This is a genomic window from Paraburkholderia sp. BL9I2N2 (assembly GCF_004339745.1).
Taxonomy (GTDB): domain Bacteria; phylum Pseudomonadota; class Gammaproteobacteria; order Burkholderiales; family Burkholderiaceae; genus Paraburkholderia.
On record NZ_SMGP01000002.1, the window covers coordinates 1,580,893 to 1,600,763 of the forward strand.

Genomic DNA, 19,871 nt, shown 5'->3' on the forward strand with positions numbered 1-19,871 from the left:
TCTATGGGTGAGCAACGCTCAAACGACGGCTGCGAATTCGCGTGCTTCTTTCGCCGACGGCCTATGGACCCGCAACGAGCCGCCTTCGTCGCCGGAACCCTGCGGCTCCAAGTTGAACTGGCTGATCGACACTTGCAGCAGCCGCGCCTGTTCGGTCAGCGTCTGCGCCACCGCCGCGGCCTGCTCGACCAGCGCCGCGTTTTGCTGCGTCACGCTATCCATTTGCGCGACGGCGTCGCCGACCTGATTGATACCGGCGCTTTGCTCGGCAGCCGCCGCCGCGATCTCGCGCATGACGCCCGACACTTTTGCAATGGCCTCACGCGCGGAGTGAATCGTCGCGCCGGTTTGCCCGACGAATTCGGCGCCGGTCCCCACCTTGTCCACCGCGCGGCTGATCAACGTGCGGATTTCCTTCGCGGCCGCCGCGCTGCGCTGCGCGAGCGTGCGCACCTCGCCGGCGACCACCGCGAAACCACGCCCCGCATCGCCGGCCCGGGCCGCTTCCACCGCCGCGTTCAGCGCGAGAATATTGGTCTGAAAGGCGATGCCTTCGATGACCGAGATGATCTCCACCATCTTGTGCGACTCCGTCGATATCTCCTGCATCGTCGATACCGCTTGCGCCGCCATTTCGCCGCCGCGATTGACGATCTGCTCCGCGCCGGAGGTCAGTTGGCTCGCTGTCTGAGCGTTCTCCGCCGTCTGTCGCACCATTGCCGTCATCTGTTCCATGCTCGCCGCGGTCTCCTCGAGCGACGCCGCCTGATTCTCCGTGCGTGCCGACAGATCCGAGTTGCCGCCGGCAATCTCGCGCGCGCCTGTCGCCACCTTGTCGGCCGCGCCCTTGATCTGTTCGATCGTGTGGGCCAGCGCGTCGCGCATGCGCTGCATGGTGTAAAGCAGGCTCGAGTCGTCGCCGTGACGGAGGTCGACGGGAATGGCCAGGTTGCCCTGCGTGATTTCGCCGGCCACTTGCGCAACGTAGGCCGGATCGCCGCCGATCGTGCGCTGGATGCTGCGATTGGTCAGCGAGACCAGCGCCGACAGCAGCAGCGCGACGACGGCAAAGATTCCGCCGACGAAATACAGCGACTCCTTGAACGCGGCGTCGATGTCGTCCACGTAAGCGCCCGTTGCGATGATCCAGTCCCACGGCGCGTAACGCACGACGTAGCCGATCTTGCCGACCGCGGCGGCGGGCGGGTTTTGCGGATGCGGAAACACGTAGTCGACGAAACCGCCGTTCGGCGCCTGCGCGACCTTGGCGAATGTCACGTAGTGGTGACGGCCGTCGGCATCGGCGGTGCCGGCGAGATCCTTGCCGTTCAACGCGGGCTTCATCGCATGCATGACCATGCGCGGTGTCGAATCGATCACGAGGAAGTAGCCGTCCTCGCCGTAACGTACACCGCGCAGCCGTTCGAGCGCCTGCCGGCGGGCGTCCGCTTCGCTGAGCGCGCCGCTTTGCGCCAGCGCCGCATATTCCGTCACGATACTGAGCCCGACATGGGCCACGTTGACCAGATCGTTCTTGCGCTCCTCGATGCGGGTCTGCCGCGACAGCCACGCCGCCGACACCGACACGGCGAGAAGTGCCACGAGGCTGACGACCAGCGGCAGCCAGAGCTTCTGTGTGAAACTGAATCGGACCATGCACGCGCCCCGCATCTGTATCGAATGATCGAGCCGGATCTCATCATGGCAACACGTGCCGATATCGGAATCGACACGTCGTTGCTTGGATGCGACCACCCGATTCATTTATCGGCAATCGCGTGCATGTTCTGTGTAGAGACAAACCCTTTACGGGGAATGAGCGAGCCTGAGCTACAGCAATGCGTTCGGCCCGCAGTTGCCTCAGTGCTTCTCGTACTCGTCATGCCGACGCCACCACACCCCCGTCTCGTTACGCCCTTTGGGCGCGCGGTCGAGCCACTGATACATGCCCCACAGCGCGTCCACGCCGCGCCCATAAGTGGAATACGTGTGGTACACCACGCCGTCTTCGAGCACGAACGCGCTCATGCCGGGCCTGTCCAGCGAATACGTCGGCGCGTCGGTCCCGCAGGCGGCCGCGAACTCAACCACGGGCGCCGGCGCCGGTGTCGCATCCATCGCATGGCCACCACGCTGGAAGTTGTATTCGACGCTTCCTTCGCGTTGCTGCTGCTCGGTGAACGAGACGTTGATATCGAAGTTGAAGTCGCTGCCCGCCGACGACGCCCACGGAAACGTCCATCCCATGCGCCGCTTGTACGCCTGCAGCTTCGCGAGCGGCGCGCGCGATACCGCCGTCATCGCGACATCGTGATTCGCCAGATGGACCACGGAACCGTTGAACCCGTCCGCGACCGCCGAACACGACGGGCAGCCCGCGGTGTAGTCGGGGCCGAACATGAAGTGATAGACGAGCAACTGCGAGCGTCCTCGAAAGAGATCGGCCAGCGAGGCGCTGCCTTCATCGGTCTCGAACCGGTAGGCCTTGTCGATTCGGACCCAGGGCAGCGCCTGCCGCTGCCGGGCCAGTTCGTCGCTCTGCCGCGTGAGCGCCTTTTCCGCTTCGAGCAGGTCGAGCCGCGCGGCCAGCCATTCTTCCCGTGTGCCGATGCTGTGTTTCGTCGTCATGCTTGACTCCTTGCTTCGCTATGCGAAGTGCTGTGGGTTGGTCGTGCTAGATTAGCCCCGGGCTTCGAACGACGGGAGTGACAAGTGTGGCGTGATTCACCTGGACCATGGACTCGCTAATCACGGCGGCGGCGCGCGCGCTCGCCACGGGCGATCCGCTCGGCGCGCTGAATCGCGTCGCCTTGCGCGATGACGCGCCCGCGCTCGCGTTGCGCGGCATCGCCATGGCGCAGCTCGGCGATCTGGTGCGGGCGAAGGCGCTCGTGCGAAGCGCCGCGCGTGCCTTCGGTGCGCGGGAGCCGGTGGCCCGCGCGCGATGTATCGTCGCCGAGGCCGAGATCGCGCTCGTCTCACGCGATCTGAACTGGCCCACGAAGGCTCTGGAAGCCGCTCGCGCCACGCTCGAAGCGCACGGCGACCGGCTCAACGCCGCTCATGCGCGCTATCTCGCGGTGCGGCGCCTGCTGCTGATCGGACGTCTCGACGAAGCCGAACGCGCGCTTGCCGGGCTCGATCCCACACCGTTCCCACCGCCTTTGAGGACCGCGCACGAACTGGTCGTGGCAGGCGTCGCGCTGCGCCGTCTTCAGACCAAAGCAGCGCGCTCAGCGCTCGAACGAGCCCGGCGCGCAGCGGGTCTCGCGCGTATTCCTGCACTGACGGCGGAGGTCGACAACGCCGCGCTCGTTCTGAACGCACCCGCGGCGCGGCTGCTCGCGCGTGGCGAGGAACGCCCGTTGCTGCTCGACGAAGTGGAAGCGCTGCTGGCATCGAAGGCATTGATCGTGGACGCGTGCCGTCACGTCGTGCGCGACGCCGGCGCGGTGATCTCGCTCGCCAGCCGTCCGGTGTTGTTCGTGCTCGCGCGCGCGCTGGCCGAAGCATGGCCGGAGGACGTATCGCGCGACGTGCTCGTCGCGCGAGCCTTCAGGGCCAAGGCCGCCGATGAATCGCATCGCGCGCGCCTGCGGGTCGAACTCGGGCGGCTGCGTTTGGTGCTTCGCGCAGTGGCCAGCGTGAGCGCGACGCGGCGCGGGTTCGCGCTGGTGCCGCGGCATGCGCAGGAGGTAGTCGTGCTGGCGCGGCCTGTCGAGGACAAACATGCGCCCGTGCTTGCCTTGCTCGCCGACGGTGAGTCCTGGGCGAGCTCGGCCCTCGCGCTCGCGCTTGGCGCGAGCCAGCGCACCGTGCAGCGAACCCTCGACACGCTCGCGGCGCAAGGCAAGGTGCAGTCTCTCGGCCAAGGGCGGGCGCGTCGCTGGATGACGCCGCCCATGCCCGGATTCACGACGACCTTGTTACTCCCCGCTCCGTTGCCGGTTGATTAGGATGGCAACACGATAACCACGAGGGACAAACCATGAAACGATCAGCCGCGGAAATCATCAACGAGTACGGCCCCTTTGCGGGCATAGAACGCGTGCATGGCGTGACATACGACGGCCAGCACGTCTGGTTCGCGACGGGCGACGCGTTGAACGCGCTCGACCCGCAGAGCGGCAAGACGGTCCGCTCGATCGACGTCGCGGCGCACGCGGGTACGGCCTTCGACGGCCAGCATCTGTACCAGATCGCCGAGGACCGTATCCAGAAGATCGATCCCGCCACTGGCAGCGTGCTCGCCACGATCCCCGCGCCCGGCGGCGGTGCCGACTCGGGACTCGCGTGGGCCGAAGGGACACTGTGGGTCGGACAGTATCGGGAGCGCAAAATCCATCAAGTCGATCCGCAGACGGGCGCGATTTTGCGCACCATCGAGTCCAATCGCTTCGTGACCGGCGTCACGTGGGTAGACGGTGAACTTTGGCACGGCACGTGGGAAGGCGACGAAAGCGAATTGCGGCGAATCGATCCGCGCACCGGCGAAGTTCAGGAGCGGCTGGAGATGCCGTCCGGCGTCAGCGTGTCGGGGCTTGAATCGGACGGCGGCGATCGGTTCTTTTGTGGCGGCGGAAGCAGCGGCAAGGTACGGGCGGTGCGGCGGCCTAAGTGAGGTTGTGGGGTGGGGGCCGATTGCAAAAGCAAGCCGCAATCGGCGCCTACGTCCGCCTATTTGCGCTCGCGTCCCGGCAAATCCTGCAACAGATCCATGAACGCCCGCACCTTGGCGCTCAGTAGACGCCGCGAGTTGTACAGCGCCCAGATCTCGACCGGCGGCCCATCCGCCACACCCCAACAAACGAGCCGCCCCGCCGCCACATCCTGCTCGACCAACAACTTGGGCAACAGTGAAGCGCCCAGCCCATCGAGCACCGCTTCGCGCACCATCAGCAGCGATGAGAGCCGCAGCACCGGCATCGGCGCAAACGTCCTCACTCCAATTTCCGTGCGCACGCTCCAACTCGCACCCGCCGATGCCGCCACCAGCACGACCGCGGGCACCGCCAACGCGGCAGCGTCGCCAGTGGGCTGAGAAGGTACCGACATTGTGGGCGCCGCGACCATGAGCCGTTCGTCGCCGAGAATGCGCCGCCCCACGAGTTGCTGGTCAGGCGATGGATTGATGCGGATGACCAGGTCGTAGCCGTCCTCCACTGGATCGACGACGCGGTCCTCCGCAATCACTTCGAGTTCGACCTGCGGATAGGCCAACGCAAAACGCGTCGCGATCCGCACCAGCACGACGTGCGCGAACACGACCGGCGCGCTGATCCGCAATCGTCCGCGTGGCACCGGCGCGCGCGACGCCACCGCCTCACCCGCCTCCTGAATTTCCGCCATCAACCCCCGCGTGCGCTCGTGCAGCACGAGACCTTCTTCGGTCAGCCGCAGCGTGCGCGAGCCTCGCTCGATCAGCCGCACGCCAAGCGTTTCCTCCAGTTCCGCCACGCGCCGCGACAGCGTGGCCTTGGGGCGGTCGAGCGCCCGGCTAGCCGGGCCGAAGCCGCCGTGCAGCGCCACCGCATTGAAATCGGCCAGTGACGTCAAATCCATAATCGTTCCAAATATGAGACGAGGTGTCTGGATTTTTGCACTTTCGCGGTTCAAATGGAACATCTATTGTGTGTCTACGGGCTGACTTCCAGTCCATCCAACCCTCAAGGAGAAAGTCATGGCAATCCTCGTAACCGGCAGTACGGGCGTAGTTGGTAAGCAGGTCCTCGAACATCTGAGCGGCAGCGGCGCGCAAGTTCGCGCGCTGACTCGCACGCCGGAAAAAGCGCAATTCCCGGACAGCGTCACCGCAGTCCAGGGCGACCTGTCCGACGTGGACGGATTGCGCCGCGCGATGAACGGCGTCAGCACGCTGTTCCTGCTCGCACCCAACGCCCCGGACGAACTGACGCAAGCGCTGCAGACCCTGAGCGTGGCGCGCGAAGCCGACGTGAAAGGCGTCGTGTACCTGTCGGTGTTCAAGGGCGCCGAGTATGTCGACGTGCCGCACTTCACCGGCAAGCACACGGTTGAGCGCATGATCGAGCACTGCGATCTGCCCGCCACCGTGTTGCGCCCCGCGTATTTCATCCAGAACGACGTGCGCCAGAAAGAGCCGCTGCTGACGCACGGCGTGTACGGCATGCCGATCGGCGCCAAAGGTATTTCCATGGTCGACGTGCGCGATATCGGCGAGGCCGCCGCGCGCGAACTGCTGCGCCGCGAGCGGGCCGCGGGCCGCTTGCCGCGCGAGACTTATGAGCTGGTCGGCCCTGACGCGATCACGTCGGAAACCGTGGTGTCGATCTGGGCTGAAGCGCTGGGCCGCACCGTGCGCTACGGTGGCGACGATCTCGACGTGCTGGAACAGCGTTTGAAAGCGGCCGCTCCGGGCTGGCTCGCTTACGACATGCGCCTGATGATGAGCCGCTATCAGCAGGACGGCGCGGTCGCATCGCAAGCGCAAATCGATCATCTCGCGACGCTGCTCGGCCGGCAGCCGCGATCTTATCGGGACTTCGCGGTGGATATGGCGGCGGCCTGGGCGAAGGGTTAATGCCCGAACATATATGCGCCGGCGCGCTGCACGACTTCAACCGCGCGCGCAAGGCGCTGGACTTGATACGCGAGATTGCCGAAGGCGTAGCGCGCGTGAAAGCGGGGCGTCGCTTCGTGGGATAAAAGGCCCTGCCGAAGCGGGACATTTTGACAACTTAATCTGCATCTTCGGCGTATAGCCCTTTGTATTTGACTTGTCCGAACATTAAAGCAAATCCAACCGTATCCTGAAGACCTTCATTTACCCCTGCGATTACCACTGCGGCCGGCGCGCCGCGAGTCGCCATGCCGATCAGGTCCGGCTTTACGACTCCCATGAGAAGAAGCTCACGGTTTACACCAAGAAGCATGAATGAGCCTGTGCCACCGAATAGATATCCGGCTGCGCCTTCCACATAGATCGTCCCACCTTCGAGGTTTTCCGGATTACCCGAATTTTCTAAAGCCACCAATAAAAGCACCCCTCAAGTTCTGGATTCACCCGGCCGTTTACATGGCATGCGCCGTGTACCACATCATTCACGCTGCATAAACAACGCTAATTATTGGCCAAAATACAAACCACACTCCTTTCAATTCGTAATGAAAAAGTACATCGCACTCTTTGCCATTGCCGGCGCGCTATTGACGTCAGGCTGCGCGACTGTTTCCACCATGTCGCCGACCACATCGACGAGTTCGGTCGACACCACGAAAAACTCGTACGCGCTAATGACGGTGACGCTCAAGAACGCTTATCACACCAGCTACCAGCCGAGCCCTATCGTCGTGCATATGGAGCGCGGTGCGGCAGACTCGCGGGATGATCGTTTGAATTTCAAAATTCGACGATCAAGCCGCCACGACGAGTGACACGGGTAATCACTATTTCATTCGCCTCCCGCTCGCGCCGGGCAAATATGTGATGCGCGGCATTACCGGTCAAAGCGGCGTATTCCCGTTCCACGGCATGTTCTTTACGCCGCTTCACGAAGTCGTCGAAATCAAACCGAATTCGATCGTGTATCTCGGCCATATCGACGCCACGATCGTCGAACGTAAAGACGGTGAATTGCGCGCGGGACCGGTCATTCCGCTGGTCGATCAGGCGGTCGCCGGTTTCAGCGGCGGGACGTGGGACATCAGCGTGACCGACCAGTTCGACGACGACGTGACGGCATTCAAAAAGGACTTTCCGGCGCTGACCAACGCATCCATCGATCGCGAAGTGCTGCCCGCCTGGGATAAACAGAAAGCCACCGAATGGTGGAATAACCACTAAATTCAAGCTGCAAATCTGAACGGCGCGCGCAGCGCGAATGGCTTGCCTGCGCCCGATTCCAAACAAGCCGATAATCGCATGACCGACAGGATGGAGACGTCACGGTCATGCGCAATCTCGACGAAAACACGATCACGGAAGCGGTTCTGGCGCGCCACGCGCACGCAGGCGACGAGCGGCTGAAAACCGTCGTCACGAGCCTCGTGCGGCATCTGCATGCGTTCGCGCGCGAGGTGAACCTGAGCGAGAACGAATGGGAACAGGGCATTCGTTTCCTCACCGACGTCGGCCATATCACCGACGACAAACGCCAGGAATTCATCCTGCTCTCGGACACGCTCGGCTTGTCGATGCTCGTCACGGCAATGGCCAACCGCAAGCCGCCGGGCTGCACGGAAGCGACGGTCTTCGGGCCGTTTTTCGTCGAAGGCGCGCCCGCCTATCGAAACGGCGACGACGTGTCCAACGGCGCACGCGGCGAACCCTGCTTCGTGTCGGGAACCGTCAAGGGCGCGGACGGCGAAGCGGTGGCCAACGCACGCATCGAAGTCTGGCAAGCCGACGCGGACGGCTTCTACGACGTGCAACACGCCGGCAACGACACGCATCGCGCCAGAGGCGTGCTCCATAGTCTCGCTGACGGGCGTTATCACTTCCGTTCCATCGTCGCCGAGCCTTATCCGATTCCACACGACGGTCCGGTCGGGCGCATGCTCGCAGCGCTCGACAGGCATCCGTGGCGTCCGGCCCATCTGCATTTCATGATCACTGCGCCGGGCTACGAGCGCCTCGTCACCCACGTGTTCCGCGAAGGCGATCAGTACCTCGATTCGGACGCGGTGTTCGGCGTTCGCTCATCGCTCGTCGCACAGTGGAAGCACCATGAGGCAGGCACGGCGCCGGACGGCACGTCCATGACTACGCCGTTCAGCACGCTCGAATTCGACTTCGTGCTGAACCGATCCACATAACACGAGTCACTTTTCTATCGCAAAAGACGCATTGAGCCCGCGGATCAAACCCGGTCGTAGAACCGCTCCGCGTCGACAGGCATTCACCTACTCACTTTGATTCCCATGGAAAAACGAGCACTCATCATCGGCGCGAGCGGCATTGTCGGCGGCAATCTGGCAGACCAGTTGCTTTCGAACGGCTGGCAGGTCGCCGGACTCTCGCGCGGCCGCACGCCGGTGTCGCCGGCAATCGAATCGATTACGGCCGATCTGCAGTCCGCCGACTCAGTCAGCAAGGCGCTCGCGGGCCAGGCATTCAGCCATGTGTTCCTCACCGCGTGGTCGCGCCAGGCCACGGAGAAAGACAACATTCGCGTGAACGGCGCGATGGTGCGTCACGTCATGGACGCCGTGGGCCCGTCAGGCACGCTCGAGCATGCCGCGCTCGTGACAGGCCTCAAGCATTACCTCGGCCCGTTCGAAGCGTATGCGACCGGCGCGGTGCCCATCACACCGTTTCGCGAGGAACAGGGCCGCCAGCCAGTCGACAACTTTTACTATGAGCAGGAAGACCGTTTGTTTGAAGCCGCGCAGCGCTACGATTTCAGTTGGAGCGTGCATCGTCCGCATACGATCATCGGCTTCGCGCTCGGCAATGCGATGAACATGGGCGTGACGCTCGCCGTCTACGCGACGCTGTGCAAGCAGACCGGCCAGCCGTTCGTCTTCCCCGGATCGGCGGCGCAATGGAACAGCCTCACCGACATGACCGACGCGCGGCTGCTCGCGCGCCACCTCGAGTGGGCCGCCACGTCCGAGAAGGCGCGCAACGAAGACTTCAACGTGGTCAACGGCGACGTGTTCCGCTGGAAATGGATGTGGTCGCAAATCGCCGGCTACTTCGGGATCGAAGCTGTACCGTTCGATGGCGAAACACGTCCGCTGGAAGGCCGTATGCAGGACGCGGGCAAGGCATGGGCCGATATCGCCGCGCGCTTCGATCTGAAGGAGGCCGACATCGGCAAGCTCGCCTCGTGGTGGCACACCGACGCGGACCTTGGCCGCCCGATGGAAGTGCTCACGGATATGAGCAAGAGCCGGCAGGCAGGCTTCCTCGATTATCAGAGCACGCCCGACGCCTTCTTCGCGCTGTTCGACCGGTTGAAGGCGGAGCGCATTCTGCCCAGCGATACGCGCACGCGGCTAGCGGCCTCGATTGAACAGAGGTGACGCGTGGCTCGCGGCGGCGAGTTCCGAAGCGGCCGCGAGCAGTGTCGAGCCGAGGCTGGCCATGCGTTTTTCGTCGAGCCGCACGAGCGGCCCGGCAATGCTGATCACGCCCATGGCGGGATAGCCGCGCCGCTGCACGGGCGCGGCCATGGCCGTCATGCCGGGGGCAAAGACTTCGTTGATCGTCGCATAGCCTCGTTCGCGCGCGGCGTGCACGAACTTCAGCAGTCCGCTGATCGTGGTCGGCGCGTTGGGACCGTATTGCTTGGGCTGCCCGAAGCCCTGGCGTGATACGAGTTCGAGCGCGCGTTCGTCGGTCATGGTCATCATCCATGCGTGGCCCGTGGCGCTGCACGAGAGGATCGTGTCCATGCCCATGTCCGGGTCGTAGCGCAAACCCTTCAGCGCGCCCTGCGCCTTGGCGACCCACGTCAGCCGGTCGCCGTCCACGATCGCGAGCCGCACCAGTTCGCCGGATGTCTCGGCGAGCCGATCGAGCATGGTCTGCGCAATGTCCACGATGCCGGAGGTCGCGAGAAAACCGAGCCCCAGTCCGACGAGCTTGGTGGTGAGCACGTAATCGCCGTGCTCGCGCAACTGCCGCACATAACCGCATTGCTTCAGATCGACGAGCAGCCGATGGCATGCGCTACGCGGAATATCCAGCTCGTCCGCGATCATTGCGAGCGGCGTTCCCTCCATTTGCGTGGCGAGGAATTCGAGTACCGCGAGGGTGCGCTCCGTAACGCCGGGCATATCGGTCTCCGTTTGCAGGGGTTCGCGCAGGCAGTTTTGCACATTATGGGATCAAATTCCACCCTGGAACGGCATCCCACCCAAGGATGCTAACCTTGGTTTCAAGGCGGCGCGACGCGCACAGCGAGTCGAGAGCGCCCCGAGTTCATCGATTAGACAAGAGAGCGGGAAACGGTCGGCGGCGCTCCTCGCTTGCGACCTGCATCCCGCGCGGCGACGGTTAAGGAGACAACATGATTCAGGAAACGCAACAAGGCACGCATGCCGCGATGCGCACGCGAGCGGTCACGGCGGCGGCCGTCGGCACCGCGCTCGAGTGGTTCGATTTCACGCTTTACGGCGCATTGGCCGCCACGGTTTTACCCAAACTGTTTTTCCCTTCGATGGACTCGACGTCCGCCCTGCTCGCCTCGCTCGCGACTTTCGGCGTGGGGCTCGCCGCGCGGCCGCTCGGCGCGATCATCTGCGGCCATTTGGGCGACAAGCTCGGGCGACGCAACCTCATGCTCGGCACCGTCACGGTGATGGGTCTCGCGTCGATGCTGATGGGCCTGTTGCCGACCTACGCGAGCATCGGCGTATGGGCGCCGGTCCTGCTGGTGCTGCTGCGCATTCTGCAAGGCTTCGCGCTCGGCGGCGAATCGACCGGCGCGCAATTGATGGCGATCGAACACGCCAGCGCCGACCGGCGCGGCAAGTACTCCGGGCTGCTGGGCCTGTGCTCGCCGCTCAGTCAGATCATGGCCAATGGCGTGCTGCTTCTGCTGTCGTCCACGATGTCGGCGCAGGCGTTCGATTCGTACGGCTGGCGCATCCCGTTCGTGCTGAGCTTCATTCTCGTGATAGTCGGCGTGTATATCCGCTTGCGAGTCAGCGAGACGCCTGCCTTCGTGGCGCTGCGCAAAACGGAAGTCGTACACGTGGGCAGCCCGCTGCGCGACGCATTGCGTCTGCACTGGAGAACCGTTCTGCGCTGGATGCTGTTCTTCTGCGGACCGGCGGCGATCTTCTACCTGATCGTGGTGTTCTCGCTCAGCTACATCACGAAGACGCTCGCCATCCCGAAGCAAACCGGCTTTCTTCTGCTGATGGGCGCCAATGTCTGCGCGATCGTCGGCGCGCTTGCCGGGGGCATGCTGAGCGACCGGATCGGCCGCAAGAAAGCGCTCGCGATCGGTTCGACCGCGACCTTGCTGATGCTCTTCGTGTACTTCCAGATTCTCGACACCAAAAGCTTTGTACCGATGCTCGCGGCGATGGGCTTCTTCCTCGGCTTCACGCAGTTTCAAAGCGGCATTCAACCGGTCGCGTTCGCCGAAGCGTTCCCGACCAATGTGCGTTACTCCGGCTCCGCGCTCGCCTACACCGGTGCGAACCTGGTGGCGGGCGGTCCGATGCCGGTGCTGGCCGTGTGGCTCTTTGCCGTGTGCAACGGTTCGCCGTGGGGCGTGGTCGCCGTGTGCGTGGTCTTCAACGTGATTTCGCTGGTGATGATCCTGACTGCGCGCGAAACCCTCGGCATCGACATGAACCGCACCGACTCGACGGCGGCCGTCACGGGCGAAGCGGACTTTGCGACGGCGGGCGTGAGCAACAGCCATCGCACGTAATAAACGTGCTCTACAGCGTGACACTGAATCATCGAATATTTGCAGACAGGCGACCGAACAATGACTGAACTCGTATATGTACTGAATGGCTCGAACCTCAACATGCTCGGCAAGCGTGAGCCGCATCTGTATGGGACGACCACGCTGGCGCAAATCCAGCAGCAGGTGGAGGCGCTCGCGGTCCGGCTGGAGCTCGAATGCGAGTTCCGCCAGACCAACAGCGAGGCCACCATGGTCGACTGGCTGCAGGAAGCGTTCGAACGCGACGCCGCGGTGATCATCAATCCGGCGGGATTTTCGTTCGCGTCGGTGCCGGTCTTCGACGCGGTCAAGCTGATCGAGCGGCCGTTGATCGAACTGCACATCACCAACATTCATAAACGCGACGAAACCTATCGCCATTCGCTCATCTCGCGCGCGGCGACCGGCGTGATTTGCGGACTCGGCGCCAACGGCTATCTCATCGCGCTGCAGGCAATGGCGATGGCGCTCGGCAAAAGTCCGAGTTTCGGCTGAAGCTGCGCGCGCGGAGCGGCCAGTACATCGCCCGCGCGCAACCCGACGCCTCTTGCCCGCTCGCTCCACCCATCAAGCCGTGCCGGCCGCGCACGGCATTTTTTTTGCCCCGAAATTCCAGAGAATAGTTTCGAATAAGGGAAAACCCGTATAATTCATTCCAAGAGGTCAGACAACTAGAGGACATCAGTCGTCAAGACCCTGACCTGCGCCGGCCGCGCAGCGTCCACATTGAAAAAAAGCTTTCCCCTCAGATCCGTGAATCCGACTGCCACTGCCCTGCCTTTCCGAAACGCGCTGTTCGCCATGCTCGGCATCGGCCTCGTCAATATGCTGGTCGCACTCGATCAGACGGTCGTCAGCACCGCGCTGCCTTCCATCGTCGCCGAGCTGCACGGCTTCGAGTACTACGCGTGGATCGCCAGCGCGTACCTGCTGGCTTCGGTGGTGACGGTCCCGGTGTTCGGGCGGCTCGGCGACTACTTCGGCCGCAAGCGTTTCGTGCTCGCCGCGGTCATCACGTTCACGGTGGCGTCGGTGCTCTGCGGCGTCGCGAACGACATGCTGTTTCTCGTGATCGCGCGCGGCTTGCAAGGTGTCGGCGGCGGGATGATGGTCGGCACGGCGTTCGCGTCGATTCCCGATCTGTTTCCCGATCCGCGCGCGCGAGTGCGCTGGCAAGTGGTGATGGCCGCGGCGTACGGCATCGGCACCGCGGCGGGACCGTCGCTCGGCGGCTGGATGAGCGAACACTGGGGCTGGCGCTCGACCTTTCTGATCAATTTGCCGGTCGGCGCGGCGGCGCTCTATTTCATCTGGGCGCATCTGCCGAGCTTCCGGCGTCCGCATGAAGGCGAAGTCAAAATCGACTGGCTCGGCGCGGCGCTGGTTGCCGCTGTGCTCGGCGGTCTGCAGGCTTTCATCGAAGCAGTGCCGAAAAGCGGCCTGACCGCCGGCAATCTCACCTTGGCCGTTTGCGTGATCGTGGGCACGGTCGCACTGCTGATCTGCGAGAAGCGCGCCACGCATCCGATCATTCCGCTCGATCTATTCAAGGACCCGCAACTCGTCACGCTGTTCACGCTCGGCATGCTGTCGGGCTTCGTGATGTTTTCGCTGATCTTCTTCGCGCCGCTGCTGCTGCAAGGCGGCTTCGGACTGTCGCCGCAACAGGCCGGCCTGCTCGCCACGCCGATCGCCGCCTGTATCGCGCTCGGCAGTCTGCTGAATACGCGCATCGTGATTCACATGAAGAAGCCGACGCAGATCCTGTCGATCGGCTTCGCGCTGCTGCTGTTCGCGTCGATCGCGCTGGCGTTTGCGAATCCGGACACACCGCACGTGCGGATCGAATTGCCGATGGCCGCGGTCGGTATCGGTCTCGGTTTCATCCTCAACAATCTGAATGTGTTCGGCCAGGAGATTGCCGGACGCGAACGCTTCGGCATCACCACAGCACTGCTGCAATCCACGCGCATGGTGGGCGGCATGCTGGGCACGAGCATTGTCGCGACTGTGGTGCAGCATCACTATCGCGACGTGGTCACGCGCACGATGAGCGTGCTCGGCGAGCCGGCCGCGTCGCAATGGCGGCCTCGCTTCGTCGACCTGCGCATTCTTATCGACGAAGCGTCGCGTCTGAAGCTGATCGCGGATATGAAGCCGTCAGGGCTCGATACGTTCGCCTTGATCGACACGGCGCGCGATGCGCTTGTGCAGTCGATTCATATCGGCGTGTGGCTGACGGCAGTGGCGGCGCTGGCGGCCGCGCTGCTGGTGCAGCGGATCTCGCACGTGGTGTTTCGCAAGAGTTGAAAACGGCGGTCGGCCCCGACCGCCGCTGTAGCTGGCACGTTGCTTACTGCGTGCCGAGCTTCCTGATCAGCGCATCGAGTTGCGCGATCTCTTCGTCCGTCAGATCGGTCAGCGGCGCGCGGACCGGACCGGCGTCGTGGCCTACCAGCTTCGCACCCGCCTTCACGATGCTCACCGCGTAACCCGCGCGACGATTCCGGATCGCCAGATACGGCAGGAAGAATTCGTCGAGCAGCCTGGCTTGCGTTGCATGATCGTCCGCAGCGACCGCGCGGTAAAACTCCATCGCCGTCTTCGGAATGAAGTTGAATACCGCCGACGAATACACCGGCACACCCAGCGCCTTATAAGCCGCGGCATAGACCTCCGCGGTCGGCAGCCCGCCGAGATACGAGAAACGATCGCCGAGACGGCGGCGAATCGTCACCATCGCTTCGATTTCACCCACGCCATCCTTGAAGCCGATCAGGTTCGGGCAGCGGTCCGCGAGACGCTCGAGCATGTCGGCGTTCAGCTTCGAGTTCGCGCGGTTGTACACGATCACGCCGATGTTCGGCACGGACTTGCACACCTGCTCCACGTGCGCCGCGATGCCTTCCTGCGACGCCTCGGTCAGATAATGCGGCATCAGCAAGACGCCGCTTGCGCCGAGACGTTCGGCTTCCTGCGCGTAGTCGATCGCCACGCGGGTCGGGCCGCCCGCGCCCGCGAGAATCGGCACCTTGCCTCTGCAGGTATCGGTCGCCGTGCGGATCACGTCCGTGTAGTCGCTTTTCGTCAGCGAAAAGAATTCACCCGTGCCGCCCGCGGCGAACAGCGCGGTCGCGCCGTAGGGCGCCAACCATTCGAGACGCGCAGCATAGGTGTCGGCACGGAAATCGCCGTGCGCGTCGAAGTCGGTCACGGGAAAGGACAGCAGCCCTTCGGAAACGATGGCTTTGAGTTCTTGAGGTGAAGTCATGGCGTGAATAGCGTTTAAGGCTTCAAGTGTGGTGAGCGCGCGGTCATGCGCGCCCCATCCGGATCATCGTCGGTTTAGCGCACCAGGCACGGGCGCTTGTTATCGAACTTCCAGTTCGGAATCAGATATTGCATGGCCACGCCGTCGTCGCGCGCGCCCAGGCCGTGCTGCTGATAAAGCGCGTGCGCCTTCTCGATCTCATCCATGTCGAGTTCGATACCGAGCCCCGCGGCCTGCGGCACCTTGACCTTGCCGCCGACGATCCGCAGCGGCTCACGCGTCAGACGCTGGCCGTCCTGCCAGATCCAGTGCGTGTCGATTGCGGTGATCTTGCCGGGCGCGGCGGCCGCCACGTGCGTGAACATGGCGAGGGAAATGTCGAAGTGATTGTTCGAGTGCGAACCCCACGTAAGGCCCCAGTCATTGCACATCTGCGCGACGCGCACCGAGCCTTGCATGGTCCAGAAGTGCGGATCGGCAAGCGGAATATCCACGGACTGCAACTGGATCGCGTGGCCCATCTGGCGCCAGTCGGTGGCGATCATGTTGGTCGCCGTCGGCAAGCCGGTCGCGCGGCGGAACTCGGCCATCACCTCGCGGCCCGAATAGCCGTTTTCCGCGCCGCACGGATCTTCCGCATAGGCGAGCACGTCGTGCTGGTCGCGGCACAGGCGCACCGCTTCCGCCAGCGACCAGGCGCCGTTCGGATCCAGCGTCACGCGGGCCTTCGGGAAACGTTCGGCGAGCGCGGTGACGGCTTCGATCTCGGCGTCGCCCGACAGCACGCCGCCTTTGAGCTTGAAGTCGTTGAAGCCGTAGCGCGCCTGCGCCGCTTCGGCGAGACGCACGACGGCCTCGGGCGTCATGGCTTCTTCGGTGCGCACGCGCTCCCAGTCGTCGCGGCCATCGGCGCCGCTCGCGTATTCCAGGTCGGTCCTCTTGCGATCGCCGATGTAGAACAGATAGCCGAGCATTTCCACTTCGTCGCGTTGCTGGCCTTCGCCGAGCAGCGCGGCGACGGGCACGCCCAGATGCTGGCCGAGCAGATCGAGCAGCGCGGCTTCGAGCGCGGTCACCGCGTGAATGGTGGTGCGCAGATCGAAGGTCTGCAAACCGCGGCCGCCTGCGTCGCGGTCGGCGAATTGCGTGCGCGCCTTGTTCAGAACCGCTTGCAGATTGCCGATCGACTGACCGACGACGAGCGGACGCGCATCGTCGATGGTCTTGCGGATGCTCTCGCCGCCCGGCACTTCACCGACGCCGGTATGCCCCGCGCTGTCGCGCAGAATGACGATATTGCGCGTGAAGAAAGGGCCATGCGCGCCGCTCAGATTGAGCAACATGCTGTCGCGGCCGGCGACAGGCACGACACGCAGTTCAGTAACGACCGGAGTGGCGTTCGATTCGGAAGGTTTCGTGGACATGATGTTGGACCGGATGAGTTAGTGAGCCGGGCGGCGGAAATCAAGGCGCTGTGCAGTCGCGCTCGACACGGGCACCGGACGGAAACTGGAAAGTGCGCGACGCATGATTGGCGGTTCTGTCAGTCAGTGTAGTCAGTGGACTTCATGCTGGAGCGATTCCGGCAGCGCGTCGTGGTTCACGCGCCGGTTGCGGGTCAGGAAACCGGCCACCGCCGCGATCAACGAAGCCACGGCAAGGCCATACAGGCCGCCGGCAATCGACCCGGTGTGCTGCTGCAAATAGCCGAACGTGGCCGGCGCGAAGAATCCGCCGAGGTTGCCTACCGAGTTGATCAATGCGATCACCGCTGCGGCCACGCGTGCGTCCAGGTAACCTTGCGGGATCGGCCAGAAGAGCGAAGCCGCCGCCTTGAAGCCGATCGCCGAGAAACAGATGGCCACGAACGACAGCACCGGATTGCCCGAAGTCGAAGCGAACAGCCCGCACGCCGCAATGACGAGCGCCACGGCCAGCCACGCCTGCTGGAAGCGCCATTTCGCCGACAACAACGCGAAGCAGTACATCGCGACCATGGCGATGAGCCAGGGAATCGCGTTGAGCATGCCGACCTCGAAGTCGGACAGGCCACCCATTTTGCGGATGATCGTGGGCAGCCAGAAGGTGGCCGCGTAGATGGTCAGTTGAATGGCGAAGTACAGAAAGCAGAACAGCAGAATCTGCGGATCCTTCAGCAGCTTCATGGCCGGCAGATGCGCGCCGCCGTGCGCCTCGCGTTCGGCCTGCTCGGCCGCGATCGACGTCTGCAGCACGTTCTGCTCTTCAGCCGTAAGCCACGAGGCATCGCGAATACGCGACTTCAGCAGCATCCAGCTCACCGCGCACAGCACGATCGAAAAACCGCCTTCGATGAGAAACATCCATTGCCAGCCGTGCAAACCGAAGCCGCGAATGGACAGCAGACTGCCGGTGACCGGACCGGACAGAACCGATGCGAGCGCTGAGCCGCCGAGAAAAACCGCCACCGCCTTGCCGCGCTCCTTCTGCGGCAGCCACTGCGTGAAGTAAAAAACCACGCCGGGAAAGAAGCCGGCCTCGGCGACGCCGAGCAGGAACCGCAGCACATAGAACGAGGTGTCGTTCCAGACGAACGCCATCGCCGCCGCGACCAGCCCCCACGTGCCCATGATGCGGGTGAGCCACGCGCGCGCGCCGTACTTCTGCATCAACACGTTCGAGGGCACCTCGAACAGCGCGTAGCCGACAAAGAACAGACCGCTCCCGAGGCCGTAAGCCGCAGCGCCAATGCCCAAGTCCGTCTGCATGTGGGAATTGACGAAGCCGATGTTCACGCGGTCGATGTAGTTCGCGATGAACATGATCAGAAACAGCGGCAGCACGTGCCGCTTGACCTTGGAGACCGCGGATTCGAGCGGATCGGCGGCGGTGGTGAGAGCAGAGGTCAAGATGGTCTCCAGTTTCGGCCGCTCTGGCGACCTGATCGAGCGCAACGCTCCGCATTCAAAAGGCCGGTGTCCCGTCCCGAAACGCGTGATACGTTGTCTGACGACAGTCTACCGTGCTTTTATTTGCAATTCCAATGCAGTGTTTACCCTGAAAATATGCCCACACCACCGTACTGGCAACGCATTCAGCCGAATGAAGACGAATATTTAGATTTGAACTAGGATGTCTGATGACATAGAAATCACTCCCGTTTTTCATCTGTCATGCAGGGGCCAAACCTCATCTCCGCCAACCATAGCGAACGCGAGGATCAAATCGTTCTGATCCGGACAGGCGCTATGATGGCTATGTCGAGGCGTCGCACGACGCCACTCGCACGCAACGTGTGTATTTCCAGCCGAACAATCAACCAGCCACAGAAATGAGCAGCCTAACTGAGAAGGTGGTGGCCACCCTTTCCGATGAAATCCGCCGCGGCACCTTGAGGCCAGGCGACCGCATTCCCACCGAAGTCGCGATGATGAAGCAGCTCTCGGTGAGCCGCTCCGTGGTGCGCGAGGCGATTTCGCGGCTGCAGGCGGCCAAGGTGGTCGAGACACGTCACGGCATCGGCACCTTCGTGCTGGCGCCGGCCACGGAAAAATCCATGCAGTTGCCCGCCGCCGATCTCTCCAGCATGCTGGACGTGATGGCGATCATCGAATTCCGTATCGACGTCGAAGCCGCCTCCGCCGCGCTCGCCGCGGCGCGGCGCACCGACCAGAACCTGAAGCAGATCCGCGGCGCGCTGGAGCGTTTCGAGTCCGAACTCGAGCGCGGCAGCACCGATACACTCGCGCACGACATCGAGTTTCATTTGCAGATTGCACGCGCGAGCGGGAATCGCTATTTCTTCGACGTGCTCAGCCAGCTTGGCCGCGCGGTGAGTCCGCGCACGCGGCTCGGCTCCGCGGAGATCGCGGAACTCGACCATATCGAGCATCTGCGCAACGTGCTCAGCGAGCATCAGATGATCTATCGGGCGATCGAACGGCAAGACCCGGACGACGCGCGCGCCGCCATGCGCATGCACCTGAGCAACAGCCGTGAACGGCTGCGCCGCGCTCACGAGTTGAGTAAAGCGGGCGGCTGATTCGCCGGTGAGCGGGCGGCCGCCCACCGCCCTCCTTTCTTCTGAAAAATACAAGCGTACTGGTTGACGTACAGGCCGGGTGGAACGGCGCGACCACATGCCGCGCCACTCGTGCAGCATTGTTAGTCTCAGCGGAATAGTGCATTCATGTCGAGCCGCTTGATGGGTTTAATACGTTCGTCCATAT

At 63.5% G+C, this 19,871-nt stretch carries 19 protein-coding genes; 10 read left to right on the top strand and 9 right to left on the bottom strand.

The features are described from left to right. Positions 1-18: 18 nt before the first annotated feature. Complete coding sequence (locus B0G74_RS29070; RefSeq protein ID WP_132378706.1) at positions 19-1,656, bottom strand: methyl-accepting chemotaxis protein; 1,638 nt, start codon at positions 1,654-1,656, stop codon at positions 19-21. Between the two features lie 204 nt (positions 1,657-1,860). Beyond that, the gene (locus B0G74_RS29075; protein WP_132378708.1) at positions 1,861-2,628 is read right to left on the bottom strand and encodes a DUF899 domain-containing protein; all 768 of its coding nucleotides are present in this window, start codon (positions 2,626-2,628) and stop codon (positions 1,861-1,863) included. A 107-nt stretch (positions 2,629-2,735) separates the two neighbouring features. On the opposite strand from B0G74_RS29075, the gene B0G74_RS29080 reads away from it, so the two are divergent. Both B0G74_RS29080 and B0G74_RS29085 read left to right on the top strand, forming a co-directional pair. Continuing rightward, a complete protein-coding gene (locus tag B0G74_RS29080) occupies positions 2,736-3,956 on the top strand; it encodes a helix-turn-helix domain-containing protein (RefSeq protein WP_132378710.1) in 1,221 nt (406 codons plus the stop codon). A gap of 32 nt (positions 3,957-3,988) precedes the next feature. Beyond that, a complete protein-coding gene (locus B0G74_RS29085) occupies positions 3,989-4,621 on the top strand; it encodes a PQQ-binding-like beta-propeller repeat protein (protein WP_132378712.1) in 633 nt (210 codons plus the stop codon). Between the two features lie 56 nt (positions 4,622-4,677). Here the strand turns inward: B0G74_RS29085 and B0G74_RS29090 are convergent, their stop codons facing one another. Continuing rightward, positions 4,678-5,562 carry a LysR substrate-binding domain-containing protein gene (locus B0G74_RS29090; RefSeq protein ID WP_132378714.1) on the bottom strand — a complete coding sequence of 295 codons (885 nt, stop codon included), beginning with the start codon at positions 5,560-5,562 and terminating at the stop codon, positions 4,678-4,680. A 118-nt stretch (positions 5,563-5,680) separates the two neighbouring features. On the opposite strand from B0G74_RS29090, the gene B0G74_RS29095 reads away from it, so the two are divergent. Beyond that, positions 5,681-6,559 carry an NmrA family NAD(P)-binding protein gene (locus B0G74_RS29095; RefSeq protein ID WP_132378716.1) on the top strand — a complete coding sequence of 293 codons (879 nt, stop codon included), beginning with the start codon at positions 5,681-5,683 and terminating at the stop codon, positions 6,557-6,559. Positions 6,560-6,716: 157 nt separating this feature from the next. Here B0G74_RS29095 and B0G74_RS29100 read toward each other — a convergent pair whose 3' ends face one another. Together B0G74_RS29100 and B0G74_RS46820 are read right to left on the bottom strand one after the other, a co-directional pair. Then, the gene (locus B0G74_RS29100; protein WP_165923940.1) at positions 6,717-7,022 is read right to left on the bottom strand and encodes a hypothetical protein; all 306 of its coding nucleotides are present in this window, start codon (positions 7,020-7,022) and stop codon (positions 6,717-6,719) included. A 111-nt stretch (positions 7,023-7,133) separates the two neighbouring features. Next, positions 7,134-7,289 carry a hypothetical protein gene (locus B0G74_RS46820; protein WP_243658341.1) on the bottom strand — a complete coding sequence of 52 codons (156 nt, stop codon included), beginning with the start codon at positions 7,287-7,289 and terminating at the stop codon, positions 7,134-7,136. Between the two features lie 176 nt (positions 7,290-7,465). On the opposite strand from B0G74_RS46820, the gene B0G74_RS46825 reads away from it, so the two are divergent. The 3 genes from B0G74_RS46825 (at position 7,466) to B0G74_RS29115 (ending at position 10,005) form a co-directional block, all read left to right on the top strand. After that, positions 7,466-7,822: a hypothetical protein gene (locus B0G74_RS46825; protein WP_243658342.1), complete on the top strand. Its 357-nt coding sequence runs from the start codon at positions 7,466-7,468 to the stop codon at positions 7,820-7,822. A gap of 107 nt (positions 7,823-7,929) precedes the next feature. Next, positions 7,930-8,793: an intradiol ring-cleavage dioxygenase gene (locus B0G74_RS29110; RefSeq protein WP_132378720.1), complete on the top strand. Its 864-nt coding sequence runs from the start codon at positions 7,930-7,932 to the stop codon at positions 8,791-8,793. Positions 8,794-8,898: 105 nt separating this feature from the next. Next, positions 8,899-10,005, top strand: a complete 1,107-nt coding sequence (locus B0G74_RS29115) for an SDR family oxidoreductase (RefSeq protein WP_132378722.1) — start codon at positions 8,899-8,901, stop codon at positions 10,003-10,005. On the opposite strand, the gene B0G74_RS29120 is transcribed toward B0G74_RS29115, so the two are convergent. After that, a complete protein-coding gene (locus B0G74_RS29120) occupies positions 9,979-10,761 on the bottom strand; it encodes an IclR family transcriptional regulator (RefSeq protein ID WP_132378724.1) in 783 nt (260 codons plus the stop codon). The two genes, B0G74_RS29115 and B0G74_RS29120, sit on opposite strands and share 27 nt — an antisense overlap. A 233-nt stretch (positions 10,762-10,994) precedes the next feature. On the opposite strand from B0G74_RS29120, the gene B0G74_RS29125 reads away from it, so the two are divergent. The 3 genes from B0G74_RS29125 (at position 10,995) to B0G74_RS29135 (ending at position 14,702) form a co-directional block, all read left to right on the top strand. Continuing rightward, on the top strand, positions 10,995-12,371 hold the full coding sequence (locus B0G74_RS29125) for an MFS transporter (RefSeq protein WP_132378726.1): 1,377 nt from the start codon (positions 10,995-10,997) through the stop codon (positions 12,369-12,371). A gap of 60 nt (positions 12,372-12,431) precedes the next feature. After that, positions 12,432-12,887: a type II 3-dehydroquinate dehydratase gene (locus B0G74_RS29130; protein ID WP_132378728.1), complete on the top strand. Its 456-nt coding sequence runs from the start codon at positions 12,432-12,434 to the stop codon at positions 12,885-12,887. 306 nt (positions 12,888-13,193) lie between these two features. Further along, the gene (locus B0G74_RS29135; protein WP_132379474.1) at positions 13,194-14,702 is read left to right on the top strand and encodes an MFS transporter; all 1,509 of its coding nucleotides are present in this window, start codon (positions 13,194-13,196) and stop codon (positions 14,700-14,702) included. A gap of 43 nt (positions 14,703-14,745) precedes the next feature. Here B0G74_RS29135 and kdgD read toward each other — a convergent pair whose 3' ends face one another. From kdgD to B0G74_RS29150, 3 genes are all read right to left on the bottom strand, one after another. After that, positions 14,746-15,663, bottom strand: coding sequence for a 5-dehydro-4-deoxyglucarate dehydratase (gene kdgD / locus B0G74_RS29140; RefSeq protein WP_132378730.1), 918 nt, complete (start codon positions 15,661-15,663; stop codon positions 14,746-14,748). A 74-nt stretch (positions 15,664-15,737) separates the two neighbouring features. Then, positions 15,738-17,087: a glucarate dehydratase gene (gene gudD, locus B0G74_RS29145; RefSeq protein ID WP_132378732.1), complete on the bottom strand. Its 1,350-nt coding sequence runs from the start codon at positions 17,085-17,087 to the stop codon at positions 15,738-15,740. Positions 17,088-17,219: 132 nt separating this feature from the next. Further along, entirely contained in the window at positions 17,220-18,551 is a 1,332-nt protein-coding gene (locus tag B0G74_RS29150; protein WP_132378734.1) for an MFS transporter, read from the bottom strand. 422 nt (positions 18,552-18,973) lie between these two features. On the opposite strand from B0G74_RS29150, the gene B0G74_RS29155 reads away from it, so the two are divergent. Beyond that, positions 18,974-19,684: a FadR/GntR family transcriptional regulator gene (locus tag B0G74_RS29155; protein ID WP_132378736.1), complete on the top strand. Its 711-nt coding sequence runs from the start codon at positions 18,974-18,976 to the stop codon at positions 19,682-19,684. The last annotated feature ends 187 nt before the right edge of the window (positions 19,685-19,871 follow it).